Source organism: Sabulicella rubraurantiaca, from assembly GCF_017355885.1.
In the GTDB taxonomy this organism is placed as follows: Bacteria; Pseudomonadota; Alphaproteobacteria; order Acetobacterales; family Acetobacteraceae; genus Roseococcus; species Roseococcus rubraurantiacus.
Genome location: NZ_JAFEUU010000024.1, coordinates 1 through 25,553, shown reverse-complemented (window position 1 = coordinate 25,553; position 25,553 = coordinate 1). Strand labels below are relative to the sequence as shown.

Annotated in this window: 24 protein-coding genes and 2 pseudogenes; 23 read left to right on the top strand and 3 right to left on the bottom strand. The window is 66.9% G+C overall.

Annotation, left to right across the window (positions count from 1 at the left end; genetic code table 11):
• Positions 1-5 precede the first annotated feature (5 nt).
• A protein-coding gene (locus JTJ31_RS22640) for an IS3 family transposase (protein WP_236020561.1) occupies positions 6-1,243 on the top strand; the annotation gives its coding sequence in 2 pieces (ribosomal slippage) (positions 6-342 and positions 342-1,243; 1,239 coding nt in all).
• On the opposite strand, the gene JTJ31_RS24870 is transcribed toward JTJ31_RS22640, so the two are convergent.
• Positions 1,203-2,036: a transposase gene (locus JTJ31_RS24870; protein ID WP_236020560.1), complete on the bottom strand. Its 834-nt coding sequence runs from the start codon at positions 2,034-2,036 to the stop codon at positions 1,203-1,205. The two genes, JTJ31_RS22640 and JTJ31_RS24870, sit on opposite strands and share 41 nt — an antisense overlap.
• A gap of 132 nt (positions 2,037-2,168) precedes the next feature.
• On the opposite strand from JTJ31_RS24870, the gene JTJ31_RS25110 reads away from it, so the two are divergent.
• Positions 2,169-2,297 (top strand): hypothetical protein, encoded by a 129-nt coding sequence (locus JTJ31_RS25110; protein WP_268957127.1) that lies wholly within the window; start codon positions 2,169-2,171, stop codon positions 2,295-2,297.
• Between the two features lie 613 nt (positions 2,298-2,910).
• On the opposite strand, the gene JTJ31_RS22630 is transcribed toward JTJ31_RS25110, so the two are convergent.
• On the bottom strand, positions 2,911-3,063 hold the full coding sequence (locus tag JTJ31_RS22630) for a hypothetical protein (protein ID WP_207541014.1): 153 nt from the start codon (positions 3,061-3,063) through the stop codon (positions 2,911-2,913).
• A gap of 446 nt (positions 3,064-3,509) precedes the next feature.
• Between JTJ31_RS22630 and JTJ31_RS22625 the strand changes: the two genes are divergently transcribed.
• From JTJ31_RS22625 to JTJ31_RS22605, 5 genes and pseudogenes are all read left to right on the top strand, one after another.
• On the top strand, positions 3,510-3,989 hold the full coding sequence (locus JTJ31_RS22625; RefSeq protein WP_207541013.1) for a hypothetical protein: 480 nt from the start codon (positions 3,510-3,512) through the stop codon (positions 3,987-3,989).
• A gap of 88 nt (positions 3,990-4,077) precedes the next feature.
• On the top strand, positions 4,078-4,521 hold the full coding sequence (locus JTJ31_RS22620; RefSeq protein WP_207541012.1) for a hypothetical protein: 444 nt from the start codon (positions 4,078-4,080) through the stop codon (positions 4,519-4,521).
• 221 nt (positions 4,522-4,742) lie between these two features.
• Positions 4,743-5,793 (top strand): annotated as a pseudogene (locus JTJ31_RS22615) (IS630 family transposase).
• Between the two features lie 545 nt (positions 5,794-6,338).
• Positions 6,339-6,902 (top strand): hypothetical protein, encoded by a 564-nt coding sequence (locus tag JTJ31_RS22610; protein WP_207541011.1) that lies wholly within the window; start codon positions 6,339-6,341, stop codon positions 6,900-6,902.
• Positions 6,903-7,015: 113 nt separating this feature from the next.
• Positions 7,016-7,702, top strand: a complete 687-nt coding sequence (locus tag JTJ31_RS22605; protein ID WP_207541010.1) for a PEP-CTERM sorting domain-containing protein — start codon at positions 7,016-7,018, stop codon at positions 7,700-7,702.
• A gap of 111 nt (positions 7,703-7,813) precedes the next feature.
• On the opposite strand, the gene JTJ31_RS22600 is transcribed toward JTJ31_RS22605, so the two are convergent.
• Positions 7,814-8,023, bottom strand: coding sequence for a hypothetical protein (locus JTJ31_RS22600; protein ID WP_207541009.1), 210 nt, complete (start codon positions 8,021-8,023; stop codon positions 7,814-7,816).
• A gap of 111 nt (positions 8,024-8,134) precedes the next feature.
• Here JTJ31_RS22600 and JTJ31_RS22595 point away from each other — a divergent pair, with 111 nt between their 5' ends.
• The 16 genes and pseudogenes from JTJ31_RS22595 to JTJ31_RS22520 all read left to right on the top strand — a co-directional run.
• On the top strand, positions 8,135-8,287 hold the full coding sequence (locus tag JTJ31_RS22595) for a hypothetical protein (protein ID WP_207541008.1): 153 nt from the start codon (positions 8,135-8,137) through the stop codon (positions 8,285-8,287).
• A 763-nt stretch (positions 8,288-9,050) separates the two neighbouring features.
• Positions 9,051-9,488, top strand: coding sequence for a lipocalin-like domain-containing protein (locus JTJ31_RS22590; protein WP_207541007.1), 438 nt, complete (start codon positions 9,051-9,053; stop codon positions 9,486-9,488).
• A gap of 156 nt (positions 9,489-9,644) precedes the next feature.
• On the top strand, positions 9,645-11,336 hold the full coding sequence (locus JTJ31_RS22585; protein ID WP_207541006.1) for an efflux RND transporter periplasmic adaptor subunit: 1,692 nt from the start codon (positions 9,645-9,647) through the stop codon (positions 11,334-11,336).
• 1 nt (position 11,337) lies between these two features.
• Positions 11,338-14,490, top strand: a complete 3,153-nt coding sequence (locus JTJ31_RS22580) for an efflux RND transporter permease subunit (RefSeq protein ID WP_207541005.1) — start codon at positions 11,338-11,340, stop codon at positions 14,488-14,490.
• Positions 14,491-14,506: 16 nt separating this feature from the next.
• Positions 14,507-14,908 (top strand): hypothetical protein, encoded by a 402-nt coding sequence (locus JTJ31_RS22575; RefSeq protein WP_207541004.1) that lies wholly within the window; start codon positions 14,507-14,509, stop codon positions 14,906-14,908.
• Positions 14,905-15,657 carry a response regulator transcription factor gene (locus JTJ31_RS22570; RefSeq protein WP_207541003.1) on the top strand — a complete coding sequence of 251 codons (753 nt, stop codon included), beginning with the start codon at positions 14,905-14,907 and terminating at the stop codon, positions 15,655-15,657. Before JTJ31_RS22575 ends, JTJ31_RS22570 begins: the two co-directional genes overlap by 4 nt.
• The gene (locus tag JTJ31_RS25280) at positions 15,654-16,994 is read left to right on the top strand and encodes an ATP-binding protein (protein WP_207541002.1); all 1,341 of its coding nucleotides are present in this window, start codon (positions 15,654-15,656) and stop codon (positions 16,992-16,994) included. The genes JTJ31_RS22570 and JTJ31_RS25280 overlap by 4 nt, the downstream gene beginning before the upstream one ends.
• 300 nt (positions 16,995-17,294) lie before the next feature.
• The gene (gene copM / locus JTJ31_RS22560; RefSeq protein WP_207541032.1) at positions 17,295-17,753 is read left to right on the top strand and encodes a CopM family metallochaperone; all 459 of its coding nucleotides are present in this window, start codon (positions 17,295-17,297) and stop codon (positions 17,751-17,753) included.
• Between the two features lie 23 nt (positions 17,754-17,776).
• Complete coding sequence (locus JTJ31_RS22555) at positions 17,777-18,244, top strand: DUF411 domain-containing protein (protein ID WP_207541001.1); 468 nt, start codon at positions 17,777-17,779, stop codon at positions 18,242-18,244.
• 93 nt (positions 18,245-18,337) lie between these two features.
• Positions 18,338-18,937, top strand: a complete 600-nt coding sequence (locus JTJ31_RS22550; protein WP_207541000.1) for a Spy/CpxP family protein refolding chaperone — start codon at positions 18,338-18,340, stop codon at positions 18,935-18,937.
• Between the two features lies 1 nt (position 18,938).
• Positions 18,939-19,184, top strand: a complete 246-nt coding sequence (locus JTJ31_RS22545; RefSeq protein ID WP_207540999.1) for a DUF2933 domain-containing protein — start codon at positions 18,939-18,941, stop codon at positions 19,182-19,184.
• A gap of 4 nt (positions 19,185-19,188) precedes the next feature.
• Entirely contained in the window at positions 19,189-19,671 is a 483-nt protein-coding gene (locus tag JTJ31_RS22540) for a hypothetical protein (RefSeq protein ID WP_207540998.1), read from the top strand.
• A gap of 80 nt (positions 19,672-19,751) precedes the next feature.
• Complete coding sequence (locus tag JTJ31_RS22535) at positions 19,752-22,085, top strand: heavy metal translocating P-type ATPase (RefSeq protein ID WP_207541031.1); 2,334 nt, start codon at positions 19,752-19,754, stop codon at positions 22,083-22,085.
• Between the two features lie 412 nt (positions 22,086-22,497).
• Entirely contained in the window at positions 22,498-23,712 is a 1,215-nt protein-coding gene (locus JTJ31_RS22530) for a class I SAM-dependent methyltransferase (protein ID WP_207540997.1), read from the top strand.
• A 64-nt stretch (positions 23,713-23,776) separates the two neighbouring features.
• Positions 23,777-24,826 carry a zinc-dependent alcohol dehydrogenase family protein gene (locus JTJ31_RS22525; protein WP_207541030.1) on the top strand — a complete coding sequence of 350 codons (1,050 nt, stop codon included), beginning with the start codon at positions 23,777-23,779 and terminating at the stop codon, positions 24,824-24,826.
• Positions 24,798-25,553: pseudogene (locus tag JTJ31_RS22520) on the top strand (IS630 family transposase); the annotation flags it as partial. The gene JTJ31_RS22525 and the pseudogene JTJ31_RS22520, both read left to right, overlap by 29 nt.

The window sequence follows — 25,553 nt, the reverse complement described above, 5'->3', positions numbered from 1 at the left end:
CGCCTATGTCGAAGCCCATCGGACGCGTTGAAATCATCACCGGCCGCGAGCGCCGTCGGCGCTACAGTGCCGAGGAGAAGGTCCGGCTGGTGGAGGAGACCACCCGGCCTGGCATGACGGTCTCGGCCGTCGCCCGGCTGCATGGTGTCTCCCCCAGCCTCTTGTTCGGGTGGAGGCGACGCATGGCCGAAGGAGGTCTTGAGGCGGTCCGGGCGGACGAGGAGGTGGTGGCCGCCAGCCGCGTCCGTGAGCTGGAGGCCAAGGTCCGCGAGCTGGAGCGCCTGCTCGGCCGCAAGACCATGGAGGCCGAGATCCTGCGCGAGGCCCTCGAGCAAGCTCGCCTAAAAAAACACGCCTTGCGCTTGCCGTCGCCGGGACCGGGCGGTTCCCGGTGAAAGCCGTGGCTCAGACGCTGGGCGTCGCACGCTCGAACCTCGTGGGCCAACTCCGGCATCCCGAGCGCCGGCGCCGCGGGCCCTATCGCCGCGAGGGCGACGACGATCTCCTCACGGCCATCCGCGCCATCACGGACGTTCGTCCGACCTACGGATACCGGCGCCTCACGGCCCTGCTAAACCGCGCCCGGCGCAGCTCGGGCGAGCCGCCGGTGAACCGAAAGCGCGTCTTGCGCCTCATGCGCCGGGCGGGCCTCACCCTGCAGCCCTGCACGGCACGCCGCATCGGCCGCGCCCACGAAGGCACGGTGGTCGCTCCGGCGTCCAATCAGCGCTGGGCTTCCGATGGCCTGGAGATCTCGTGCTCGAACGGCGAGGTGGTTCGCGTCGCTTTTGCCATCGACACTCATGACCGCGAGATCATTTCCTGGGTCGCCACGGCCGGCACCGGCATTTCGGGCGAGATGGTCCGCGACATGATGCTGGACTGCGTCGAGCGGCGGTTTGAGGCCATCCGTGCCCCGCAGCCTGTGCAGTGGTTGGCGGACAATGGCTCGCCCTACACCGCGGGCGAGACCATCGATTTCGCCACGGCTCTCGGTCTGGTGGCGTGTTTCACGCCGGTCCGCAGCCCGGAGAGCAACGGCGTTTGCGAGGCCTTCGTGAAGACGCTGAAGCGTGACTACGTTCGGGTGAACCCATGCCCCGATGCGCTCACCGTCCTCGGGCACTTGCCGGCTTGGTTCACCGACTACAACTCCATCCACCCTCACAGCGGCTTGCAGATGCGTTCGCCCCGTGAGTTCATCACCCACCAGTCAGCCACCCAAGCCGAGTGTCCGGTTTGATGGGGTGCACTCCAGCGCGGCGGTAGGGCGTTTTCGGCCATCGGCGGCCGGTGTTGCGGCGGTTGAGGCGAATGACCGTTTGCCGCGCGCCGAGATCCTCGCGGCAGAGGCGGTGGTTGTGCTCGGCGTCATAGCCCGCATCGCCCAGAGCGGTGTCGATCCGGACCAAGCCTGCGGCCTGCCGCAGGGCCGGCATGAAATCGGGCGAGTCCTGGCTCGGGCCGACCCCCGGCACCGCGCCTATGATGAGGTGCGAGTGAGCGTGGATGACGACAGTCAGTTTTGGCCCAGCGCGCCGGCGGTGACCCTCTCCCCCGCGCCGCAAGCCGAAATAAGCGCTGACGTGACGCGCCTCGAGCCCGGTCGCATCCACTGCCGCGACGGGGGCTGCGTCGATCAGGCCGCGCCCGTGAGCGGGCCGGACCACCACGAACTGAGCGTGGCGGAAGGCCCCCCTGCCGCGGCGTCCGCAAGGATGCGGCGCGAGGCGTGGGCGAGCGTCGCGTAGTGCGGCACCTTCGAAAGCTGGAGAGCGCGCTGCAGTTCCGTCCATTCCGCGGCCAGCGCCACGACGCCCCGGTAGGTCCTCATCCAGCGCGAAGGACTTGAGGTAGATGTCGTGGCTGACCTTGAGCCCGTTCTCGCGCCATCCCAGGAAGCGCCGGCAGGCCTCGCGGCCCCGGTCCCGCAGCACATGGCGCAGGACCTCGCGGCGGAGCAGGAGCGGCTGGTGCGCCTCGTGGACGGCGGAAGCGCCGGCGGGCGGCAGGCGCAGCACATGCCGGTCGAGCAAGCGGGGCTACTTGGTGGTGCCGGCCGCGCTGCCGCGGCGCGCGAGCGCGGAGTAGCCGGATGAGGTAGTGATGGAGCGCACTTCGCAGTCGCCCGCACGCCAGGTGTTGCCCTCGAAAATAAAGTCTGCGCCGTGCTGACCTGCGAAGCCGCCGTGGCGCACGTTGCCGCGCTGATGGCCGAGGCGCGGCGGGAGGGAATCGAGGTGGCGGCGAAGTGGCACGACAGCATGGCCAGGCAGAGCCAGGAATCCGAAAAGTAATGCATGAGGGGGCTTCCAGCGCGAGGATGCCGACTACATGCAGGTCTGCGCCAACCGACACAGCAACTTTGCCGCCGCCCTCCGCGCCCTTGCTGCCGAGAGAGGACCACAGACATGCTTCCTCTCCCCAAACTCGAGCATAACGGCCTCCTGCCTGCAATCGAAGGCTGGGAGGAATGGTGGGCATGGCGACCCGTGTTCGCGTGCGGCTTCTGGCGCTGGATGGGGTGGGTGCAGCGCCGCCGGGTGGAGGCATGGATTGACGCCGCGCACCGGGAGGAAGACCCGCATGCATGGCGCTGGGAGTATGCCGCCGGGCGTTTGCACCGCTTGCACGACAGCATTGCCGCCGCTTCGTCATCCGGCCACGTCCACACGTGCCGAAACTGCCGCGCGAGATTCACGATATGAGCGACGCCCCCACCCTCGGAGACATGGCCGAGTGCGCCGAGCGCGAGGCCCATATGCGCCGCCGCGTCTACCCCCGGTGGGTCACAGTGACAGCCGTATGACCCAGGCCAAGGCCGACCGCGAGACCATGCTCATGGATGCGATCGTCACGAAGCTGCGCGCCGAGACTGACGCCGCGAAGGGGAGGCATCTGTGACCGCGGCTAAGTTGCAGGGCTCGTCAGATCCCGCTCCGGGCTGATCTGTTCCATCCGCAGCGTGCCGAACATGGGGTCGAGCTGGCCGATGCTGGACAGATAGCGGGCCCCGACGGCGGGCTTCGCCGCGCCTGGCAGGACTTCCTTGCCCCAGCGCACCACCGCGTCCTGGAACGTGGGCGCCTTAACATCGCGGCGCGCCTCACGCTCACGCTCCAGCTTCCGCCGCCACGCCTTGAGCCGGAGCGCCGCTTCGCGGGACCAGTTGTGCGTAGGCTGCCTCGATACTCGTTGCCGGCAACCTTGAGACGTCCCCACCCAGCCTCACCGCGCTGGCAGAGGTTCCGAGGCTTGCCCGCCATGCCCTGCGTCCCTCCGCGGCAATCCATGCTTCAACCTTGGCGGGATCAAGTGTCCAGATCCCGCACAATTTTGCCGCGCCTGGCATCTGCCCGGCAGTGGCTCGCTCCTGCACCCTGCGGACGGAAAGCCCGGTCATGTGCGCAATCTCGTCAGCGCAGACGCGGGCGGGGAGGCGGCCGTCAGGCATAGACGCCACATTTCCGCCGCTCCATAGTCGTGAATACTATGGAGGGGCGGCCAAAATGCGTAGTGATGCAGAAGATGTCGGCCGGAACCAGAAGAGGATTACTGGGTTGGCAGAAAAATCCGGACCAGATCTGGGTCTGCGTATAAAAAATAGTGCCCTTTGGATCTTGGATCTTAGTTTCGAGAAACTTCCGTTCTCCGTGCGCGAACTCCGGCGAGAACTGGCGGAGGGTGGCTATCTGCTCACAGGTCCCGCAAAAGGGTGCGCCTTCACGATTGAAAAGGGCCGCTGGACCGATGACGACGCGATTGGAACCAGCGCCGTCTTCTATCTGCAGAAGACTTCGGGGCTCTACACACGGCATCTGGCGACGCTTCGCTTTGTTGTCGTGGCTGATGGTTCGATCCAGGCCGTGCATGACATAGGCAAGTACGTGCGCCGCTTCTCGAGCACGCCAAGCGACGAGGATGTCGCCGCAACGCTTCACGATTTCGTGAGGGATGGGCTGCCGGGCTTTCTGCCGCCGGATGAGTGAGGGCTGGTCGGGGTAGGGCGCGCCGCCGTCGTCGGGCATGGACGAGTCGCTCCCCGGACGCACAACCTCGCAAGAAAAGGAACTGCAGATGACCGCTGACTTCTCGCCGAGCCATCCCTTCGACGAAGTTCTTTTGGCGCTTGATGTGAAGGCTGCCCGGGATGCGGAACTCCACAGCGCTTTTCAGGCAAACGGCGAGTGGGTTGTGAGTGGTCTGATGCATGACATGCGCGAGGAACTGCAAAAGGCTAATGAGCGCCTTTGTCAGCGCGGTCTGCGCCTCGAGTATGGAGAGGGCGGATTTGGCAGCCAACCAGATGCATCCAAAGCCTTCCAGGATCTGCTGTTGAGCAAGGGATATGGCTACGCTTACAAGACTATCACGAAGCTCGAATTTTGTTTGTCGGAGAGCGCAGATATCGAACTCCGTACCGCAAGCGGCGACGTCTTCAGGACGTATCAAGTGCCGCCGAAGCCCGACGTCCTGATCGAAGACTTGGCCGCCGCGTGCCGCGCGGCACTCGGCATCTGACGGGCCCTGCGTCTCGGCCTCGCGCTCGGCACCACAGCACATAGTGTCGCCGTTCGTCGCATGGCAGTGCGTCTGCGTTTTCGCCGGGGCGGTGAAGAGCAGACAGGCAATGAGGAAGTTTCCCTGAGGTAATGCCAAGTCCCGGTGAGGCTGAATCACGAAGGGGAATCCCCGACGCGGCCCCGATCTGATGCAAGGTGGGGAGCAACGGAGCCTTTGCCATGGGTCAGGCGCTTCCCCTTCGCCATGACTACGATGCGGGGACGCTGCGCGCCTTAGCGCGGCGAGCGAAGGATCCAGCGCAGTTGCGACGGCTGCTCACGCTGGCGGCGATCTACCGGAGCCAGGCGGCGCGGATCGGCAGCGTGACCTTGCAGATCGTCCGCGACTGGGCGGTGCGGTTCAATGCCGAGGGGCCAAGTGGCCTGATCGACCGCAAGCGCCCGGCCAGCCGGCACGGCTGACCGACGCCCGCCGTGCGGCTCTGACGGCGGCGGTCGAGGCGGGCCCGATCCCGGCCATCCACGGCGTGGTGCGGCGGCGGCTGATCGATCTTGGCCATTGGCTGCGCCAGGAGTTTGGCGTCTCGGTCTCCAAGCAGACGCTGAGCCGGGAACTGCGCGCCATGGGCTACCGCAAGCTCTCGGCGCGGCCGAGACATCACACCCAGGCGGAGGGCGCCCTCGATCTTTTCCAAAGTCCTTCCCCGTCACGCTGGACGTCATCGCGCGGGGGAAGGGCGTTGAGCCCGGCACCATAGAGATCTCGTTCGCCGATGAGGCTCGTATGGGCCAGAAGAACAAGATCACCCGGCGCTGGGCGCCGCGAGGCAGCCGCCCCGCCGCGCCGCGGGACCAAAGAACAGCATCCACCTTCATCTTCGGCGCTGTCTGTCCCGGCGAGGGCAAGGGAGCAGCGCTGGTGCTGCCCTTCTGCACCAGCGCGGCCATGAGCGTGCACCTGGCCGAGATCAGCCAGATGGTTGGGCCTGGCAGGCACGCCGTGCTGCTGCTCGATCAGGCGGGCTGGCATCTGTCGGATCGGGTCCGGGTGCCGGCCAACATCAGCCTGCTGCCGCTGCCGCCGAAATGTCCCGAGCTGAACGTCATGGAGAACGTCTGGCAGTTCATGCGCGACAACTGGCTGTCCAACCGTATCTTCGCCGCCCACGACGACATCGTCGATCATTGCTGCCACGCCTGGAACAAGCTCGTCGCCCAGCCTTGGCTCATCATGTCCATCGGCGTTCGAGACCGGGCCCATGTGGCGTGATCGGCCTCGCAGGTGGCTACGCCCTCGACATGCCGGTCGATCTGGCGAGCCACGGAGTGTCCTGCATGCCAGCCACTGAAGAGCCGGGCTTTCACAACTGCCGCGCGTGCGACTGGGACTTGGCAGAGGTAGTGCTGTTCAGTGGCGGCGGACTGTCCCGAAGAGGATGTGCTAACCGCTCAGTTGGAAGCCGAACACCGGACGTGCTCGATCGGCCCTGACATCCAGGCACGCTACCTAGCGCCTTGATGGTCGAGTTGAGCGGGGAGAGGATCTCCTTTTGCCCGTTCAGGGACCTGTCCCGAAAAGGTGTTGGCCGTTTGCGGCAAGTTGGCCGCCAAAGCTCCTCCTCCTTCTAGCGAACACACTCTGATGCCAACACTCCCGAAAAGTGATGTTCGGGATTTTTTACACTTGCAAAGCTTGCGCGTGAGCCAGCCCTGCAAGCATCTGAAAAAGCCTGGAAATATTCTGAGGCATGTTTCTTGCACCTGAGGAGCAGAGGAGAACGGTCCTCCTCGATTGCTTTGTAGAAGGTCAGGGATATGCGGAAACTTCTCTTGGCGACGGTGGCGCTTGCAGGGAGCATGCTCGCTACCTCCGGCGCGCAGGCTGCGCTCATCGCGACCATCCCGGGCAATGCCTGCGCTGGCGAGTTCGGAACGCCCCCGAACTGCATCGCCTCAGGCACCTATGGCGGTGTGACCCTGAACGACACCCCGCTCATCGCAAAGTTCGATTTCGACAATAACGGGAACGTGACTGCGTTCACGCAGGGCCTCTTCCCCACCATCGATGGCTCGGAGTTCAGCTTCAGCTACGGACCGGGCGGCACGGGCAACGTCACCTACACCTATACGCCAGGCGCAGGTGATCCCCTGATCCAGTACGTGGCGGTGAAGGGCGGCCCGAACTTCAACCTCTTCACCTCCCCTGGTTCGGGCTCGGACACCGTCAACACGCCCATCAACCCCAACAACCAGCAGTTCCCCGGCCTGTCGAACATCAGTTTCTACGACACGCAGGTCCCAGTCTCTGCGCCGGCCGGTCTGGCCCTGCTTGGCGCCGGTCTGCTCGGTGTCGGTCTCCTGCGCCGCAAGGAGATCTGAACGTTTCCCTAAAGCGCAACGGGCCGAGGGCCCGTCATGCGACCTCAAGAAGGATTGTCCCATTTCCAACAAGGTTCGGAAGCACGAACCAAACCTGATCTGAGGAGACCAAGATGAGGAAGCTAGCTCTACTGGCCACGACGGCTGCTTTTGTTGGCTTGGGCGCCATGGCCCAGGCGGCGCCGGTCACCATCATCACCTTCGCGCAAAACTCGACGACCAACACGATCACCGCCAACTCCATTGCCGGCACCTCGACGACCCTGACCGGGACGGACGTGGCGATCACGGTGTCGGGCTATGCGGACAGCACGCCGACGCCCTTTCAGGCTTTCCTGAACCTGAATGCGACCAGCACAGGTAGCGCGACCCTCGTGGCCGGCACCGACGTCTTCCAGGCCTTCTCGGGCAGCTTCAGCATCACCTCGGGCGCAGGCGGCACCGGTACCAACTATCTGTCGGGCAGCTTTGCCGACATCGCCCTGGCCGGCTCGCGCGTCGCTGGGCCGCAAGGCGGCTTCCAGGCCAGCCTGGTCGCGAGCCAACCGCCGGGCTCGGTCAACTTCACCTCCGACCAGATCCCAGCTTCCAAACTACAGGATCCGTCTGCTCTCGGCTTCACCTTCACGGCGCTGTCCCAGGCGCTCGATATCTGCGGTTCGACCATCTGCCACTTCACGGCGAGCGTCAGCGGTGACGCAAGCGCCTCGCAGGTGGCCGTGCCGGCGCCGGCGGGCCTCGCCTTCCTGGGTATCGGCCTGCTCGGCCTCGCGGCAGTCCGCCGCATGGTCGCTGCCTGAGCACAAGCCGCCGCTCCAAGCGGTGTGAACAAGCGCGGCCCTGGCTCGCGCGAGCCAGGGCCGCTTCTGCGCGTGGTTTGCAACTGGAAGTCAGCGTCATGTCAGACGAATTTAAATGATTGAACAGTTTTCAGCGGCTTCTGGCACGTCACTTGCCAGGTACCGCTTCTGGTCGGCGGGCTGCTCGCTCTGGTAGGCACTAGAGAAGCCCCCAACGCCCGGCCAAGCGAAACGCTCGAAAGCAATTTCGCAGGGCTGAGCCTGCTGCATCTCGAAGACGTCGAGCGCCATCGCGCCCTTGCTCAGGACGATGTCACGCACGCCACGGCGTGACACTCCAAGTTCCGGATCTTCCGGCCGATCAGCGGCAGGAACCCTTGGCTCGAGAAGTGAGTCCCCGCCGAGCCCGAGCCGCTGACCCGCAAGTTGCGGATGGCGGGTGTTGTTTGGCACGGCACTCACCGCAAGAAGGCGGAGGAGCGCCAGCGCCTGATGGCGCGTGAGGTGGAGCACCGTGCCAAGAACGTCCTGGCCGTGGTGCAATCCGCGCTGTGGCTCGCGCAGGCGCCGGTTCCCACCTCGTAGCGGCAGGCGGTCGAGGGGCGGATAGCGGTCTTGGCACGGGCACAGGCCCCGCTTGCCGACGACCGCTGGACGGTGAACTGGCACCTTTCATCGGAGATGGCCAGCGATTGGTTTTGGACGGGCCGCGACTGATCGTGCCGGCCTCCGCTACAGAGCCGCTGGCCATGGCGGTGCACGAGCTTGCGACGAATGCGGTGAAGTACGGCGCGCTCTCGGAGCCCAGCGGTCGTGTCTCCGTGTGCTGGCGAGTGGACGGTGGGCCGAGACGGGTACGAGTCCGCTGGCTGACCCACCGACGCGGCAGGGCTTCGGGCCGCGAGTTCTCGATGGCACGGTGCGCGTGCAACTGGGGGCGGCCTGTCGCTCGCCTGGGAGCGGACGGGGTTGGTGCGACATCGAAGTGCCACTGGAGGGCCAGTTCACCACAAGAGAGCCCAAAGCGGCACCGGTGGACTGAACCCAAGCGGTCTCCTTCATGGCGCGTGGACGAGGTTACGCGGCGCCAGAGGCATCATCGCCGGTTGCAGCGGCATCGCCGATTAAAACAGCCTGACGTCACTGGGTTCCGAGCAGTGGGCTGTCATGGCAAAGCCTTTTGCTTCCGATTGGGCTTGGGCGGCGATGAAGCCGCTAATGCCGCCCGAGCGGCCCAACCTGCGGCTTCCCGATTGACACTGAACCTTTCGCGGCACTGAGGGGCCTACGTTATCGTGATCAGGCGAAGGCCGGTCCGGCCCCCCCAGCCACGCGCGGGAGCACGATGATGGAGACGATGGACGGAGCTGCACCAAATTACAGGATGCTGCTGGGAGCCTGGCGTTTGGTTCAGAACGAGCGCCGGATGGAGGATACCGGGGAGGTGATTATCCGTCCTGACCCCCGTGGCTTCGCCGTCTTCGAGCCGATGGGACGGGCGATGTTTGTCATGACTGGCTCTGGCCGTTCGCCGCCAGCCGACGACGCTCAAGCCGCCGCCTTGTTCAACGGAATGACGGCTTACACCGGGCGATTTCGTGTGGAGGGTGACCGGATCATAATCGCGGTGGATGTGGCATGGCACCCTGCCTGGGAGGGCACGGAGCAGGTGCGGTTCTTCGCGGTGGAGGGGGACCGCCTCACGCTCAGGACTGGCTTACAGGAGCATCCACTGGCACCGGGCAGAAAGTTCGTCGGGATGTTCACATGGATACGCGAGGGCTGACTTCGGCGCAGGAGGATCGGATCGCGCCCCACTCAGCAAATGTTTCGTTAGGAGTTTTAAGGCGATCCAGCCGAACTCGGTGACATACTTTGTCACAGAGCCGAGCGGACCTGTCGCATCTCCCAGTGCATAGGTAGGGCATCTGGGAGTTCCCCCATGCGCCTGCCCACTATCTTCACCTTCTGCCTCACTGCCATGCTCTTCCTGACCGGGACGCCAGCCACCCAGGCGCATGAAGGGCACGACCACGACGCGCCACAGGCCGTCGCCACGGCGCTGCCTCGGGCCGAGGCGCAAAGCGGCCTCTTCGAACTTGTGGCCGTCCTCGGTCCCGACGGCACCCTCACCATTTGGCTCGACCGGTTCTCCGACAACGCACCGCTGGATGGTGCCGTGACCCTCACCCTCGACGGGCAGGAGATCGCAGCGCAGCGACAGGGGCTCGGCCTCTTTGTTGCGCGCCACGCCCTCCTGGCCCAGCCGGGCCAGCGCGACATCGTCTTCACCGTCACCGCCGGTGACGAGATGGACCTACTGACTGCGACGCTGGAGGTGCCGGCCGCACCGGCCACAGCCAGCCCATCGGCTGATTTCCTGGGCCTCCTCCGCGAGCTACCGGTCCAGTTAGGGATCGGTACCGGGCTCCTCCTTCTTGGCGTCTTGGTCGGTCGCGGCTCCGTCCGCCGCCCGCTGCCCCCAATGGTCGAAGAGGCGCCCGCCCAGCCAGGGCCAGTTCCGGCGGCCCAAAAGCCGGCTGTACCCCGGCGTGTCGCCGTGCTCAGCCTCCTCGCGGCGGTCGCCTCGGCACCAGCGCTCGCGAGCACCACGGCGCCCGGCACATCCGCCCCTTCCGAGGCGTCCCGCCGTCTCGATGATGGCGCGATCTTCGTCCCGAAGGCCTCTCAGCGGCTGCTCACCATCCGCACCCAGATGACCGAGGCCGGCGAGGCCTCCGCCTCCGTCCGGATGATCGGCACCCTTGTGCCCGACCCCAACGCCTCAGGCAGGGTCCAGCCGAGCCAGACTGGCCGTCTCGAACCGGGCGACCGTGGCTTCCCGACGCTTGGCCAACAGGTCGAGCGCGGGCAGATCCTTGCCTATGTCGTGCCCACCTACACCGCGGCCGAGCGGGGCGGGCTGATCCAGAATGCCGCCGAACTCGACGCGCAAATCACCATCCTTGAGGCCCGCGTCCGCCGCCTCACGACGCTCCGTGGCACCGTGGCAGAGCGCGAGATCCAGGACGCGCAGACTGAACTCGCCGGCGCGCGGCAGCGCCGAACTGCCATCCAGCCGGCGCTCTCGGGCCGGGAACCTCTCGTCGCGCCGGTCTCCGGGGTCGTCTCCACCGTGAGGGGCGCAGTCGGCCAGCTCGTGGACAGCGCCGCCACCGTGTTCGACATCGTCGATCCGTCACGGCTCTGGGTGGAGGCGTTGGCCTTCGAACGCGCGGCGCTCGATCAGATCACCGGCGCGAGTGCCACCCTCACGGATGGTCGGGTCATCGAACTGGCCTTCGTCGGTCGCGGACTGACCGTGCGGCAACAGGCCGTGCCGGTGAACTTCCGGGTCGTGAATCCACCTGCGGATGCGCCCATTGGCGCATCCTTGCTTGTCACGCTACGCACCGCCCGGGCCGTCCAGGGTATCGTCCTGCCGGCCGACGCCGTGGTTCGCTCCGCCGAGGGCCCGCCTGTCGTCTTCGAGCATGCGAGCGCCGAGCGCTTCGTCCCCCGGCAGGTCCGGGTGCAGCCGCTCGACGGAACACGGGTGGTGGTGACGGCCGGCCTCGACGCGGGCCGTCGCGTCGTCATCCAGGGCGCCGGCCTGATCGCCCAGGTGCGCTGACATGTTCAACGCCATCGTCGGCTTCTCGCTCCGAAACCGGATCTTCGTCCTTGTCGTGGCCTTGCTCGTCTCGGGCTATGGCGCGTGGACGCTCCCCCGCATGCCGGTCGACGTGTTCCCTGACCTCAACAAGCCCACCGTCACCCTCATGACCGAGGCCGAGGGCTTCGCGCCGGAGGAGGTGGAGCAGCTCGTCTCCTTCCCGATTGAGACGGCGGTGAACGGTCTGCCGGGGGTCACCCGCGTCCGGTCGGTGTCTTCGGTCGGGCTCTCCATCGTCTTCGTCGAGTTCGATTGGGGCGCGGACATCTGGCGCGCCCGCCAGCAGGTCTCGGAGCGGCTTGGGCAAATCCAGTCCCAGCTGCCGCCACGGGTGCTGCCGGCGATGGCGCCCGTTTCCTCCATCATGGGGGAAATCATGCTGGTCGCCATGACGGCGCCGCAGGATGGCTCCGTCACCCCGATGCAGCTGCGCGAGCTGGCAGATTGGGTGATGCGCCCCCGCCTTCTCACCATCCCCGGCATCAGTCAGGTGATCCCGATCGGCGGAGAGGTCCGGCAGTTCCGGGTCATGCCCGATCTCGACCGCCTCCACGCTCTCGAAATCACCTACGACCAACTCGCCACCGCCCTGCGCCAGTTCGGCGTCAATGCGGGCGGGGGCTACGTGGACCAGGCGGGGCGCGAGTACCTGATCCGCAACATCGGCCGGACGACATCGCTCGAGGACCTGCGCAACGCCACGGTCGGCTTCCGCGAGGGGCAGCCCATCGCGCTCCGGCAGGTGGCGGAAGTCGATTACGGGGCCCGCTTCAAGCGGGGCGAGGCAGGGGTGGATGGCGCGCCCGCCGTGATCCTCGCCATCGCCAAGCAACCCGGGGCTGATACGATCCGCCTGACCCGCGCGGTCGAGGCGGCGCTGCGGGAATTGCAGGCTGGAATGCCGCGCGGCGTCGCCGCTGACCGGGTGAAGTTCCGCCAAGCCGACTTTATCGAGCAGTCGATCGCCAACCTTCAGCAGGTGCTGGTGGAAGCCTTCTTCGTCGTCGCAGTGGTGCTTTTCGCCTTCCTGCTCAACACCCGGACGACCTTCATTTCCCTGACGGCGATCCCGCTCTCCATTCTGCTCACCGCGATCGTCTTCGCCGCCTTCGGCCTCTCCATCAACACGATGACGCTCGGCGGCATTGCCATCGCCGTCGGCGAGCTGGTGGACGATGCCGTGGTGGACGTCGAGAACATCTTCCGCCGCCTCCGCGAGAACCGCGAGTGCGGGGAGCCGGAGCCGGTGCTCTCGGTCGTCGCGCATGCCAGTGCCGAGGTGAGGTCGGGCATCGTCTACGCCACGCTCATCATCGTCCTGGTCTTTATCCCGCTCTTTGCGCTTTCCGGCATCGAGGGGCGGCTCTTCGCGCCTCTTGGGGTGGCCTATATGGTCTCGATCCTCTGCTCGCTGCTCGTGGCGGTCACCGTCACGCCGGTGCTGTCCTACTGGCTGCTGCCCCGGATGCGCCGGATGGGCGAGCATGACGGCTGGCTGGTGCGGGCGCTCAAGGCCGGAAATGACCATGCATTGCGATGGGCCTTCGGGCACCGCTCCTTCGTCCTTGGCGTGGCCGCCGCGGGCGTGGCGCTGGCCGCGGCGAGCGTTCCCTTCCTGCCTCGGACTTTCCTGCCGCCCTTCAACGAGGGGACGCTGGTCATCAGCGTTACCTACCAGCCCGGCATCTCGCTTGCGCAAAGCGACGCCCTAGGCCGCGTGGCGGAGCGGCTTCTGCTGGAGATCCCGGAGGTCAAGGGCGTTGGACGCCGAACCGGCCGGGCCGAACTCGACGAGCACGCGGAAGGCGTCCACTCCTCCGAGATCGACCTCGATCTTCGCGAGGGCGCGCGGCCACGGGGAGAGGTGTTGGCCGACATCCGTGCTCGCCTGTCCGGCCTGCCGGCAGCCGTTAACATCGGCCAGCCTATCAGTCACCGGCTGGACCACATGCTCTCGGGCGTCCGGGCGCAGATCGCGCTGAAGGTCTTCGGCGACGACCTCGACACGCTGCGGACGTTGTCGGAGACGCTGCGGGCACGGCTGGCCGCAAACGTGCCGGGGCTCGCTGATCTTCAGCTCGAGCGCCAGGTGCGCGTGCCACAACTCCGCATCGCGGTCGATCATGAGCGGGCTGCCCTCTACGGTGTCTCCGCAGCCAGCCTGACCGAGACGCTGGAGGCGCTCACGGGCGGCGCTGTCGTCAGTCAGATCATGGATGGCGCCCGCCGCTTCGATGTTGTCCTACGCCTCGCTGACGAGGACCGCACCACGGCCCGTCTGGCCGAAGCGCTGGTGGAGACGCCGGGCGGGCGGGTGCCTCTGCGCCTGCTGGCTCGGGTGGAGGAGGCGGACGGGCCGAACCAGATCCTCCGCGAGGGCGCAAGGCGCCGGATGGTCGTGCTCGCCAACACCGCGCCCGGCACCGACATGTCGGCTGCAGTGGCCGCGATCCGAGCCGAGGTCGCTGCCGTGCCGATGCCACCCGGCTACACCACGAGCCTCGAGGGCACCTTCCAGGCTCAGGAGGAAGCGATGCAGACCATCGCGATCCTCGCCATCGTTTCGCTCTCGCTCATCTTCACCGTGCTCTACTCTCGCTATCGCTCGGCCATGCTGGCCGCGATCATCATGGGCAACGTGCCGCTGGCTCTGATTGGGGCGGTGGCCGCGCTCTGGATCACCAGCCAGCCCCTTTCAGTCGCGACGATGGTTGGCTTTGTGACGCTGACGGGCATCACCACGCGCAACGGCATCCTGAAGGTGAGCCACTATCTCAACCTCGCCCTCCATGAGGGCGAGCGATGGGGACTAGGGCTGATCCTGCGCGGCAGTGCGGAGCGGCTGACGCCGGTGCTCATGACCGCCCTCTCGGCGGGATTGGCCCTCGTTCCGCTTGCGGTGGGGGCGGAGGCGCCCGGGAAGGAGATCCTCCACCCGGTGGCTGTCACGATCCTGGGTGGCCTCGTCAGCGCCACGCTGCTGGATACGCTAGTGACGCCCATCCTCTTTCATCGCTTCGGCCGGCCCGCGCTTGAACGTTTGCGTGCCGAGGCATCCGAACGGAATGCCGAGACCGGCTCTCGTTCGCACGCGACAGCAGACACATACTGACAGAGGGAAAACCAAAGTGATCACTCGGCGAAGCCTTCTTGGCACACTCAGCGTCCTGGTCCCCACCACAGCCTCGGCCCACGTCCCCGCCGGGGGGCGTGGCCCGAATGGCGGCCAGGTCCAAGACGTCGGGCCCTATCACGGCGAGTTGGTCGCACGGGACGGTGAAATCATCCTGTTTCTGCTCGACCACAACGACCGTCCGGTTGCGATGCGAGAGGCGTCCGGCACTGCGATCGTCTTGTCCGAAGAGCGCCAGCAGACCCTGCCTCTTGCCCCCCGGCCCGACGGCGCTGCGCTGGTTGCGGCTGGCGAGTTCAAGGCGACGCCGGGCTTGCGGGTTGTGGTCCAGATCGTGCCGCGGCCGGGCGTTGCCCGTGTCCAGGCCCGGTTCACCCCGGCCGACCCGGTGCAATGAACGAAGCGTCGGAGCGCCGCCTCCTCGACCCGGAGGCGCATCTCCTCGTCGTGGAGGACGATGGCGAGATGCGCCAGCTTGTGGCGCGTCTCCTGCGCGAGGCTGGATATCGCGTCTCGCTCGCCCGCGACGGACGCGAGATGTGGGAGGTCATGGAGAGCCCGGCTGGGGAGCCCGACCTCGTTCTGCTCGATGTGATGCTGCCCGGAAGCTCCGGCCTCGACCTGCTCCGGAAGCTACGCGAACGCGGCCGCATCCCGGTCATGATGCTCACCGCGCGGGGCGAAGAGATGGACCGTGTCCTAGGCCTCGAACTAGGTGCCGATGACTACGTGGCGAAGCCCTTTGCACCCCGGGAACTGGTCGCCCGCATCCGGGCGGTGCTACGCCGGGCCGCTCCAGCCGAGGCCGAGAGAGACCCGCGCTCCCGCCACCTGACCTTCGCTGGCTGGGTGCTCGACGCCGCCCGGCGCGAGTTGACCTCGCCGGATGGTGCGGTCGTTGACCTGTCGGGCGCGGAGTATGACCTGCTGCTGGCCTTTCTTGAGCACCCGGGCCGGGTCCTGTCGCGCGAGCAACTGCTCGAGGTGGCCAAGCGTCGCGTTGGCGTCGACCCTTTCGACCGGACGGTGGATGTCCAGGTCAGCCGCCTCCGCCGGAAGATCGAGCCCGAGGAGGACAGCCCGTCCCTGATCAAGACGGTCCGGGGTGCGGGCTACGTCTTCGTCGCGGAAGTGGCGCGGGCGTGAGCGCAGGCGGCGAGAACGAAGCTCGCCCTCGCGGGGTGCGCTGGCTGTGGCCCCGCAGCCTCGCCGGCCGCATCACCGTCCTTCTCCTCGGCGGCCTCACGCTGCTGCACCTCGGCAGCATGGTGGTGCACGAGCAGGCGCTGCACGGGGCCGAAAGCGGGGCGCGACTGGAACGGCTCCTGGGGCGGATCTCCGCCGCCAGCGCCACGGTCGCGAACACGCCGGAAGCGTCGCGGGATGCGGCCGCCCATGCCCTATCCGTACCGGGCATCGAGCTGCATTGGGACCGGATTGCCCCGCTGCCCGACATCGCGCCGCCTGCCCCGCTGGCGTCGGTGGCAGCCCGGCTGGGTCCGGGTGCCCGTCTTGGCTGGGATCCGAAGGCCGAGGCCGGCCACCGTGCTGTGGGCGGCATCCCCCTCGAGGCGGGGGGCTGGCTCGTGTTCTCCGCTAACTGGATCGGGGCACCCGGCGATGCGCCAGAAGGCGGGAATGTGCTCGCGTCCATGGTCGCGATGACGCTGGGCATCGCGCTCGCTTCGGCGCTCGTCGTTCGCTGGATCACCCACCCCCTGCGCCGCCTCGCCGATGCCGCGGACAAGATCGGGCGTGACCTCCACACCAGGCCCCTGCCCACCGATGGCCCCAGCGAGGTGCAGCACGCGGCAGCAGCCTTCAATGCCATGCAGGAGCGGATCCGCCGCCTGATCGAGGACCGGACCGAGACGCTCGCCTCCATGAGCCATGACCTGCGGACGCCGCTTTCCCGCCTCAAGCTGCGGGCGGGCTTCCTGCCGGAGGGGGAGGACCGGGAGCGGATGGAAGCCGACATCGCCGAGATGGAGGCGATGGTGGGTCGCACGCTGGACTACATCCGGGAGGGGCGCGACGCCGAACCCGCACGCGCCACCGACTTGGCGGCGATTCTCCAGACCCTGGCTTCGGATGCTGCCGATATGGGCCACGATGCCGCCTATGAGGGACCGGCCCGCGTCGTCCTGCCACTGCGCCGCCTCGCAGCGAAACGGGCGCTGTCCAACTTGGTCGAAAACGCCATCACCCATGGCGCTCCGCCCGTGCGCTTGGCGGTTCGTGACGAGGGCAGCCGGGTCGTGGTCGAGATCTCCGATGCCGGGCGAGGCATCGCACCCGGGGACCGCGCTCGGGCGCTCGAGCCTTTCGTTCAACTCGACGCTGCTCGGGGGAGGGGAGGGAGCGGACTTGGCCTCGCCATCGCGGCACGCTTCGCGGAGGCGAGTGGCGGCGGTCTCGAACTCAAGGAGAGCCAGCAAGGTGGCCTGCTCGCCTGCGTGGTCCTGCCTCGCGGCCAGGGATGACGAAGGCAGCCTGGGGCATCGCGACATTGCTGCGGGCAGCACGAACGCTCCTGCAACACTATGTCACGAGCTGGAGAAGCAACGACGCGCTCCGTGCGCAAGATGGCAACATAACATCTGCAGAGGACAGACACCGTGCCAAGCGCCACGATCAGGGCCACCTTCGCCATCGCCGCTCTCGCCGTTGGAGGCGCCAGTTTGGCGGCTGCACAGGGCTTGCAGAACCATGGCGGCCACGGTGCCGCGCCGGCCCAGGCCGCCCCGCACCGGGCTGCGCCGACCGCCGAGCAGATCCAGCAGATGATGGGGATGATGCAGGACCTGACACCCGAGCAGATGGCACAGGTCTACAGTGCGATGCGCCAACGCATGACGCCCGAGATGCACGCCCAGATGATGAGCCGCATGGGCCATGGGGGCATGCACCATGGCGCGGCGCGGAGCCAGCCTGGCGGCGGCGCGCATGACCATAGCGCCGCCCCGGCACCGGGCGCAGCTGCCTCCCCGTCAACGGCCGCGTTCCAGGCCGCCAACCAGAAGATGCACCGCGATATGGCAATCCAGTTTACGGGCGATGCCGACCGCGATTTCGCTGCTGCGATGATCCCCCATCACCAGGGCGCGATCGACATGGCACGGGTCCAACTCCAGTACGGCCGCGATCCTGAGATGCGCCGCACGGCCGAGGCGGTGGTCCGCGAGCAGGAGCGTGAGATCGCCGAGCTACGCGCTTTCCTGCAGCGTCCAACCAATCGCTGAGACCCACTCCGGAGACGAGGGCCATGACCTCACGCAGAAGCTTCATTCTTGGCACGGCGGCATGGGCTGCGACCGGCTTCACCGCCTCCGCCCAGGCGCCCCAGATCGAGGTCTGGCGCGATCCCCATTGCGGCTGCTGCTCCGGCTGGGTGGACTACCTTCGAACCGAGGGGTTCACGGTGGAGGACCGGGTCGTCGCTTCCGTCTCGCCAGTCCGGCGCATGCTCGGCACGCCGTCCGACCTCCTCTCCTGCCATGCGGCACGGGTGGCCGGCTTCGTGCTGGAGGGTCACGTGCCGGCCCCGGCCATCCGTCGCCTCCTGTCGGAACGGCCCGCTGGGATCGTCGGCCTTGCGGTCCCTGCCACGCCGGTCGGCAGCCCAGGCATGGAGGTGCCAGGGCATGCGCCGGAGACCTACGACGTGGTCGCGTGGCGAGCGGACGGCTCGCACCGGCCCTTCATGCGCTTCACGGGTGCGCGTCCGACCTGAAACCTTGCGCGGGGTCAAAGCGCGCGACGCAGGAATTGTCGAAAAGAACGGTTGGGACAGAACCCGCACCAAGGCGAGATCAGGAGGAGCATCATGAGAAAGCTTACAGGACTGGCCGCCGCAACCGCGCTGGCGCTGGGCACGATCAGCATGGCTCTGGCGCAAGCGCCCGGTACGAATGACGGACACACCGCCCACCACCCGCAGGGCGTACAAGCGGCGCCCGGCGCGCCGGAGCGCCCGCCGCAGCAGGGAGGCATGGGGATGGGCGGCCCGGGTGGCATGATGGGCGGCGGTAGGGCCGACATGATGCGGATGATGCAGGAACGCCGGATGGCGATGGCCACGCAGCCGTTCCGACGCGTGGAGGGGCGGCTCGCCTTCATCCGCGCGGAGCTGCGGATCACTGACGCCCAGGCGACGCAGTGGAACACCTATGCCGAGGCCGTCCGCGCTCAATCGGGGCGTCTGCATGCCGCTGTGCAGGCGAGCATGCAGGGTGCTCCGGGCGCCACGCCGGCGCCGCAGCAAATAGAGCGGCGGATCGCCCTCCTCAGTGCCCAACTCGAAGCGATGCGGGCCGTCTCGGCCGCCGCTGGGCCGCTCTACGCCGCGCTCTCGGAGGAGCAGCGCCGCACGGCCGACGAACTCATGGCCGAGCATTTCCGATCCATGCGGATGGGGATGCACTGAGGTGGACCACGCAACGCACGAAAGAGGCACCGTGCGGCCGTCCTGGTGGCGCACGCCCGTGGGCATCGCCGTTCTCGGCTTCGTCCTCGTTGCCGCCTTTTACGTGGTGCGCGAACACTGGGGCCACGTCCTTGGCGCACTGCCCTACCTCCTGCTGCTGGCCTGTCCGCTGATGCACCTTTTCATGCACGGTGGGCACGGCCACAGCCATGGCGGCAGGGCTTCTGGCTCCTCGCGCGAGAGCTGAGCGGGTGCTGGGGCCGGAGCCTGCAGGGAAGGCCGCCCTGGCGCTCGCGGGCCAGTACCTTGGCCTGCTGCTCAGCGCCAACCTCGCCTGGGAGTTAGTCCACTTGCCGCTCTACACGCTGTGGACGGAAGGGAGCCCAGGGGAAATCGCCTTTGGCGTCGCCCACTGCACGGTCGGCGATGGCGCGATCGGTGCAACGGCCCTGGCTGCCGCGGTGGTCCTGACGCGGTCCTGGCGGTGGCCGGGCGAGAACTTCTGGCACGTCGGCCTCGTCGCCACGGCGGCGGGGGTCGCTGCGACCGTCCTTCTCGAGTGGCTGAACGTCGAGGTCTGGCGAAGCTGGGCCTATGCCCCTGCCATGCCGACGCTGCCCCCGCTCGGAACCGGCCTCTCCCCCATCCTTCAGTGGCTCCTCCTTCCGCCGCTCTGTCTCGCCGCCGCCCGGCAGTTGTCAGGCTCACCCCGTACTCTTGGAAGACCGTCATGAGCGACCACGATCACCACGCCCATCATCGACACGGGGCTGCCCACCGCGATCCTGGGCCCAGCGTCCAGCACCACGGAGGGATGGTGGCCGACGAAGCCAACACGGTGAAGGATCCTGTCTGCGGGATGACCGTCGATCCGGCCACGACGCCCCACCACGCCGAGCACGCTGGCGTCGCTTATCATTTCTGCTCGGCCGGCTGTCGCACGAAGTTCGTCGCCGACCCTGCCAAGTACACTGTCCCTAAGCCTGCGCTCCGCGCCGAGACGGTGGCGCCCGGCACCGTCTACACCTGCCCGATGCACCCGGAGATCCGCCGGCCTGGGCCGGGCAACTGCCCCATCTGCGGGATGGCGCTCGAACCCGAGATGCCGACCGCAGAGGCGGCGCCAAACCCCGAGATTGCCGATTTCACCCGCCGCTTCTGGGTTGGGCTGGCCCTGACGATCCCTGTCTTCCTGCTCGAGATGGGTGGGCACCTCACGGGCATGATGCACCTGGTCGGTGGCCCGCGCGTCGGAAACTGGATCCAGCTCGTGCTGGCCACTCCGGTCGTCCTCTGGGCGGGCTGGCCCTTCTTCGAACGGGGCTGGGCGAGCCTCCGCAACCGCTCGCTCAACATGTTCACCCTGATCGCGCTCGGCACTGGCGTCGCCTGGGTCTTCAGCGTCGTCGCGACCGTGGCGCCCGGCATCTTCCCGGCTGCCTTCCGCGCCGGGGACGGGTCCGTCGCGGTCTATTTCGAGGCCGCCGCCGTCATCGTCGTGCTCGTCCTGTTGGGACAGGTGCTGGAGTTGCGGGCGCGCGAGCGGACCGGGGGTGCGATCCGCGCTCTTCTAGACCTCGCCCCGCCGACGGCGCGACGGATCGGCCCCAATGGCGACGAGGCGGAGATCCCACTTACCCATGTGCATGTGGGGGACCGCCTGCGCGTCCGGCCCGGCGACAAGGTGCCGATGGATGGGGAAGTGCTGGAAGGCCGCTCCAACGTCGACGAGAGCATGGTCACCGGTGAGCCTGTGCCGGTGCAGAAGGCCCCGGGCGCGCGGGTGGTCGGCGGAACGCTCAACGGGCAGGGTTCCTTTGTCATGCGCGCCGACCGCGTCGGGCAGGACACCGTGCTCGCCCAGATCGTGCGGATGGTCGCGGGTGCGCAGCGGTCCCGCGCGCCGATCCAGCGCTTGGCTGATCAGGTCGCGGGATGGTTTGTGCCGCTCGTTGTCGTCGTCGCCGTGCTTGCCTTTGCCGCGTGGTCCATCTGGGGGCCTGAGCCGCGCCTAGCCTTCGGCCTCATAGCCGCGGTGACGGTGCTGATCATTGCCTGCCCCTGCGCCCTCGGCTTGGCGACGCCAATGTCGATCATGGTGGGGGTCGGCCGTGGCGCCCAGGTTGGCGTGCTGATCAAGAATGCCGAAGCGCTGGAGCGCCTCGAGCGGATCGACACCCTGATTGTCGACAAGACCGGCACCCTCACGCAGGGGCGGCCGGAGGTGGTTGCCGTGGTGCCGGTCTCTGGGGTGACCGAGGGCGACCTGCTGCGCCTTGCCGCCGGGCTGGAGCGCCCAAGCCAGCACCCGCTCGCGGAGGCAGTGGTTCGCGCCGCGGCCGACCGTGGCCTGACCATTCCAGCGGTCGAGGGGTTCGACGCGCCTTCCGGCCGCGGCGTCACCGGAACGGTCGAGGGCCGCCGCGTCGCCATCGGAAACGCCCGCCTGATGGTGGAACTGAGCGTGGATCCTGGTGCCCTGGTAGACGAGGCGCAGCGCCTCCGGGGCGATGGAGCGACCGTGTTCTTTGTCGCCCTGGATGGTGCCCCAGCCGGCCTCATCGCGGTTGCGGACCCCATCAAAGACACCACGCAAGCGGCACTCGATGGGCTCCGGGCCGAGGGCATCTGTGTGGTGATGCTGACCGGCGACAACCGGACCACTGCCGAGGCCGTGGCGCGGCGCCTCGGAATCACCGAGGTCGAGGCGGAGGTTCTGCCCGAGGACAAGCAGCGCATCGTCGAGCGCCTGAAGGGCGAGGGCCGGCGCGTCGCCATGGCGGGTGATGGCGTCAACGATGCCCCAGCCCTGGCCGCAGCCGAGGTTGGGGTGGCGATGGGAACCGGCACAGACGTTGCCATCGAGAGCGCGGGGGTGACGCTGCTGGGCGGCGACCTGACGGGCATCGTGCGCGCACGACGCCTGTCGAAGGCGGTGATGCGCAATATCCGCGAGAACCTGTTCTTCGCCTTCGTCTACAATGCTGCTGGCGTGCCGATCGCGGCGGGCTTGCTCTATCCTTTCTTCGGCATTCTGCTTTCGCCCGTCATCGCAGCTGCCGCGATGGCGCTCTCATCGGTGAGCGTGGTGGGGAACGCCTTGCGGCTGCGTTCCGTCAAGATCGATGACCGACAGAGTGCTCACTGAGCGTTCTTCGGGCCTGACGCCCGCACGCTGTTCTTGGTGCCGGTCTCACCTCGGCTCAATACTCTGAGGTACGCGCCGGGTGGCTTCCGCTCAAAAGGCTGCTGAGCCACCGACGAAGCGCCGGATCAGTCCTCCGGGTGGTGGAAGACGGAGCGGCGGCACCCGTTCGATCCCGGGCATAGTTCTTCGGGCGTTCGTTGAGGATGAACTGGACCTCGCGACAGCGTGCCTCGACGAAGTCGGCATGTCGTATCGACGGTGATCAACGTGGTGGGTGGCTTTGCTTCTCGCTGCATTCGGCGTGTTATTTCGCTCTTGATCACCACGTGGCGAGATGAACTAAACTAGGTTTCCAGGCATGGGCGTATCCTGGGCTGGGCTCTGAGGCGGCAATAACTCGGAGGACAATTCAATGGCTGGAGACGCAATAGCACCCCACGGGTTCCTGCCCGCGTCCGATCAGGTGCCGGTTTCCGGATTGGCCCGATTGCTCCACCAGCGCCTCGCGGCGAAGTGCACCAATCTCCCAACCGCCTTTGACCTCATCCTGCCCGATGGCACGGCGCGGCGCTTTGGCAACGGCTCATGCGCATTCAAGTTCCTGCTCCGCAACCGGCGCTCCGTGCTGGCCTTCGCGAGCCTTGACGAGCGGAGGCTTGCAGAAGCTTACTTTAATGGCGACTTCGACATAGAAGGCGAGATGCTGAGTGTATTCTGGCTCCGCAATCGCGTTCTGACGGACCGGCATCCCCTGCTGACGCTCTGGCAGCTCGTTGAACCCTTGCTGAAGGGCCAAACGCGGCTCAACAAACAGGCAATCTCTGTGCACTACGATCGAGACGCCTCATTCTTCTTGCAGTTTCTCGACCCAAAGATGCCGCTCTACACCCAGGGCATCTACGAGCGAGACGACGAACCACTGACTGACGCCTGCCTGCGCAAGCTCTCTTATTGCTTCGAGAGATGCCGACTGAAGGCGGGCGACCACATTTTGGAGATTGGCCCGGGTTGGGGAAGCTGGTTCAAGTACGCGTCAGAACGCGGAGTAAGATGCACAGGCCTATCCATCTCGCGCGCCTCCATTGCATATCTTGAAGAAACGGCCCAAGCAGAAGGCTACGACTGGGAGCTGATCTTCGCTGATATTTTGGAATATCAAACCGAACGAAAGTATGACGCCATCATTATGATGGGGGTGATCGAGCACCTGCCGCAGTACGAGAAGGTGCTGGCCAAATTCGTCTCCCTTCTAAAGCCTGGCGGACGTATCTTTCTTGATGGGTCGTCGACTGCGAGCAAGAAGGATGTGAACTCGGTTGTCGTCAAGCACATCTACCCTGGCAACCACTCCCTGCTCGTGCTGCACGAACTGCTCGCAGCAATGGCACAGACGAGCCTTCAGTTGGTCGAACTCTTTGACGACCGACACAGCTACTATCTCACATTCCGCCAATGGGCCCACAACTGGGAGAAGAACCACGAGAGCGTCGTGGAGAGGTTCGGCGAGGCCGAATATCGCAAGTTTCTTCTCTACCTCTGGGGCTTCGCTCACAACATGCGCACCGCAGCGTCCGGTTGCTATCGGATGATCTTTGAACTTCCATCCGGCGAGAGTGCATTTCCGTAGATGTATCAAGCCGACATGGTGCGACAAAGCTCGACCATGCGGCACGCCCATGGCACAGTTGGTCATGCGTGCCATGCTTCTCCGCAGGGCGCCCGGACGACTGGAATGCGCCGTCGTGCCCGACCCAAAGCCCGCGCCAGGGCAAGTGGTCATTCGCGTTGCCGCGTGCGCCGTATGCCGTACCGACCTGCATATCGTGGACGGCGAGTTGGCTCATCCCAAGCGCGACCTCGTCCCGGGTCACGAGATCGTCGGGCGCGTGGCGGAGGTGGGCCCAGGGGTGACGCGCCTCCGCGTAGGTGATCGCGTTGGCGTGCCGTGGCTCGGCTGGACGTGCGGTGCATGCCGTTTCTGCCAGAGCGGGCGCGAGAACCTTTGCGCGGAGGCGCTCTTCACCGGCTACCAGCTCGACGGCGGATACGCCGAGTATGCCGTTGCTGATTCCCGCTTCTGCCTGCCCATCCCGGAGGGATATGCGGACGTGGAGACGGCACCCCTCATCTGTGCTGGATTGATCGGGCACCGCGCCCTCCGTATGGCCGGCACGGCGAGACGTATTGGCCTGTATGGCTTCGGTGCTGCGGCACACATCATAGTTCAGGTTGCCCAGCACGAGGGACGGGAGGTGTTCGCCTTCACACGCCCGGGTGATCGTGCCGGGCAAGATTTCGCTCGCCGCCTCGGCGCGGCATGGGCTGGTGGCTCTGACGAGGTGCCGCCCGCCCTGTTGGAGGCAGCGATCATCTTTGCGCCGCACGGAGCGCTGGTGCCCGCCGCGCTGGGAGCTGTGGAGGCGGGCGGGAGCGTCGTCTGTGCAGGCATCCACATGAGCGACATCCCCGCTTTCCCTTATGCGCTGCTCTGGCAGGAGCGCGTCCTACGCTCGGTGGCCAACCTGACGCGCGCGGACGGAGAGGCTTTCCTGAACCTTGCGCCGCGCATTCCCATCCGCGCCGAAACCCATGTCATGCCGCTGACCGAAGCGAATGCGGCGTTATACCAAGTCTCGGTGAGGCTGACTCACGAGGGGGCTTCCCCGACGCGGCCCGGATCTGATTCAAGGTGCGGAGCAACGGAGCCTTGCCATGGGTCAGCCGCTTCCCCTTCGTCTTGACTACGATGCGCGGACGCTGCGCGCCCTGGCGCGGCGATCGAAAGATGCGGCGCAGTCGCGTCGGCTGCTGACGCTGGCTGCGATCTACGACGGCGCGTCGCGGAGCGAGGCGGCGCGGCTCGGCAGCGTGACCTTGCAGATCGTCCGCGACTGGGTGCTTCGGTTCAACGCCGAGGGGCCCAGTGGCCTGATCGACCGCAAGGCGCCGGGCCAGCCGGCACGGCTGACCGACACTCACCGCGCGGCACTGATCACGGCGATCCAGACGGGACCAATCCCAGCGATCCACGGCGTGGTGCGCTGGCGACTGGTCGACCTGGGCCGATGGCTGTGGGAGGAGCTGCGCGTCTCGGTGTCGGTGCAGACGCTGAGCCGGGAACTGCGCGCGATGGGCTACCGCAAGCTCTCGGCGCGGCCACGCCACCATGCCCAGGCCGAGGGCGCCATTGAGGCGTTTAAAAAAACTTCCCTGCGGTGCTGGACACCATCGCGCAGGAGAAAGGCATTGAGCCCGCGGCCGTAGAGGTCTGGTTCGCCGACGAGGCCCGCGTCGGCCAGAAGAACAAGCTCACCCGGCGTTGGGCCCCGCGAGGCAGCCGTCCCGCCGCGCCGCGGGACCAAAGAACAGCATCCACCTTCATCTTCGGCGCTGTCTGTCCCGGCGAGGGCAAGGGAGCAGCGCTGGTGCTGCCCTTCTGCACCAGCGCGGCCATGAGCGTGCACCTGG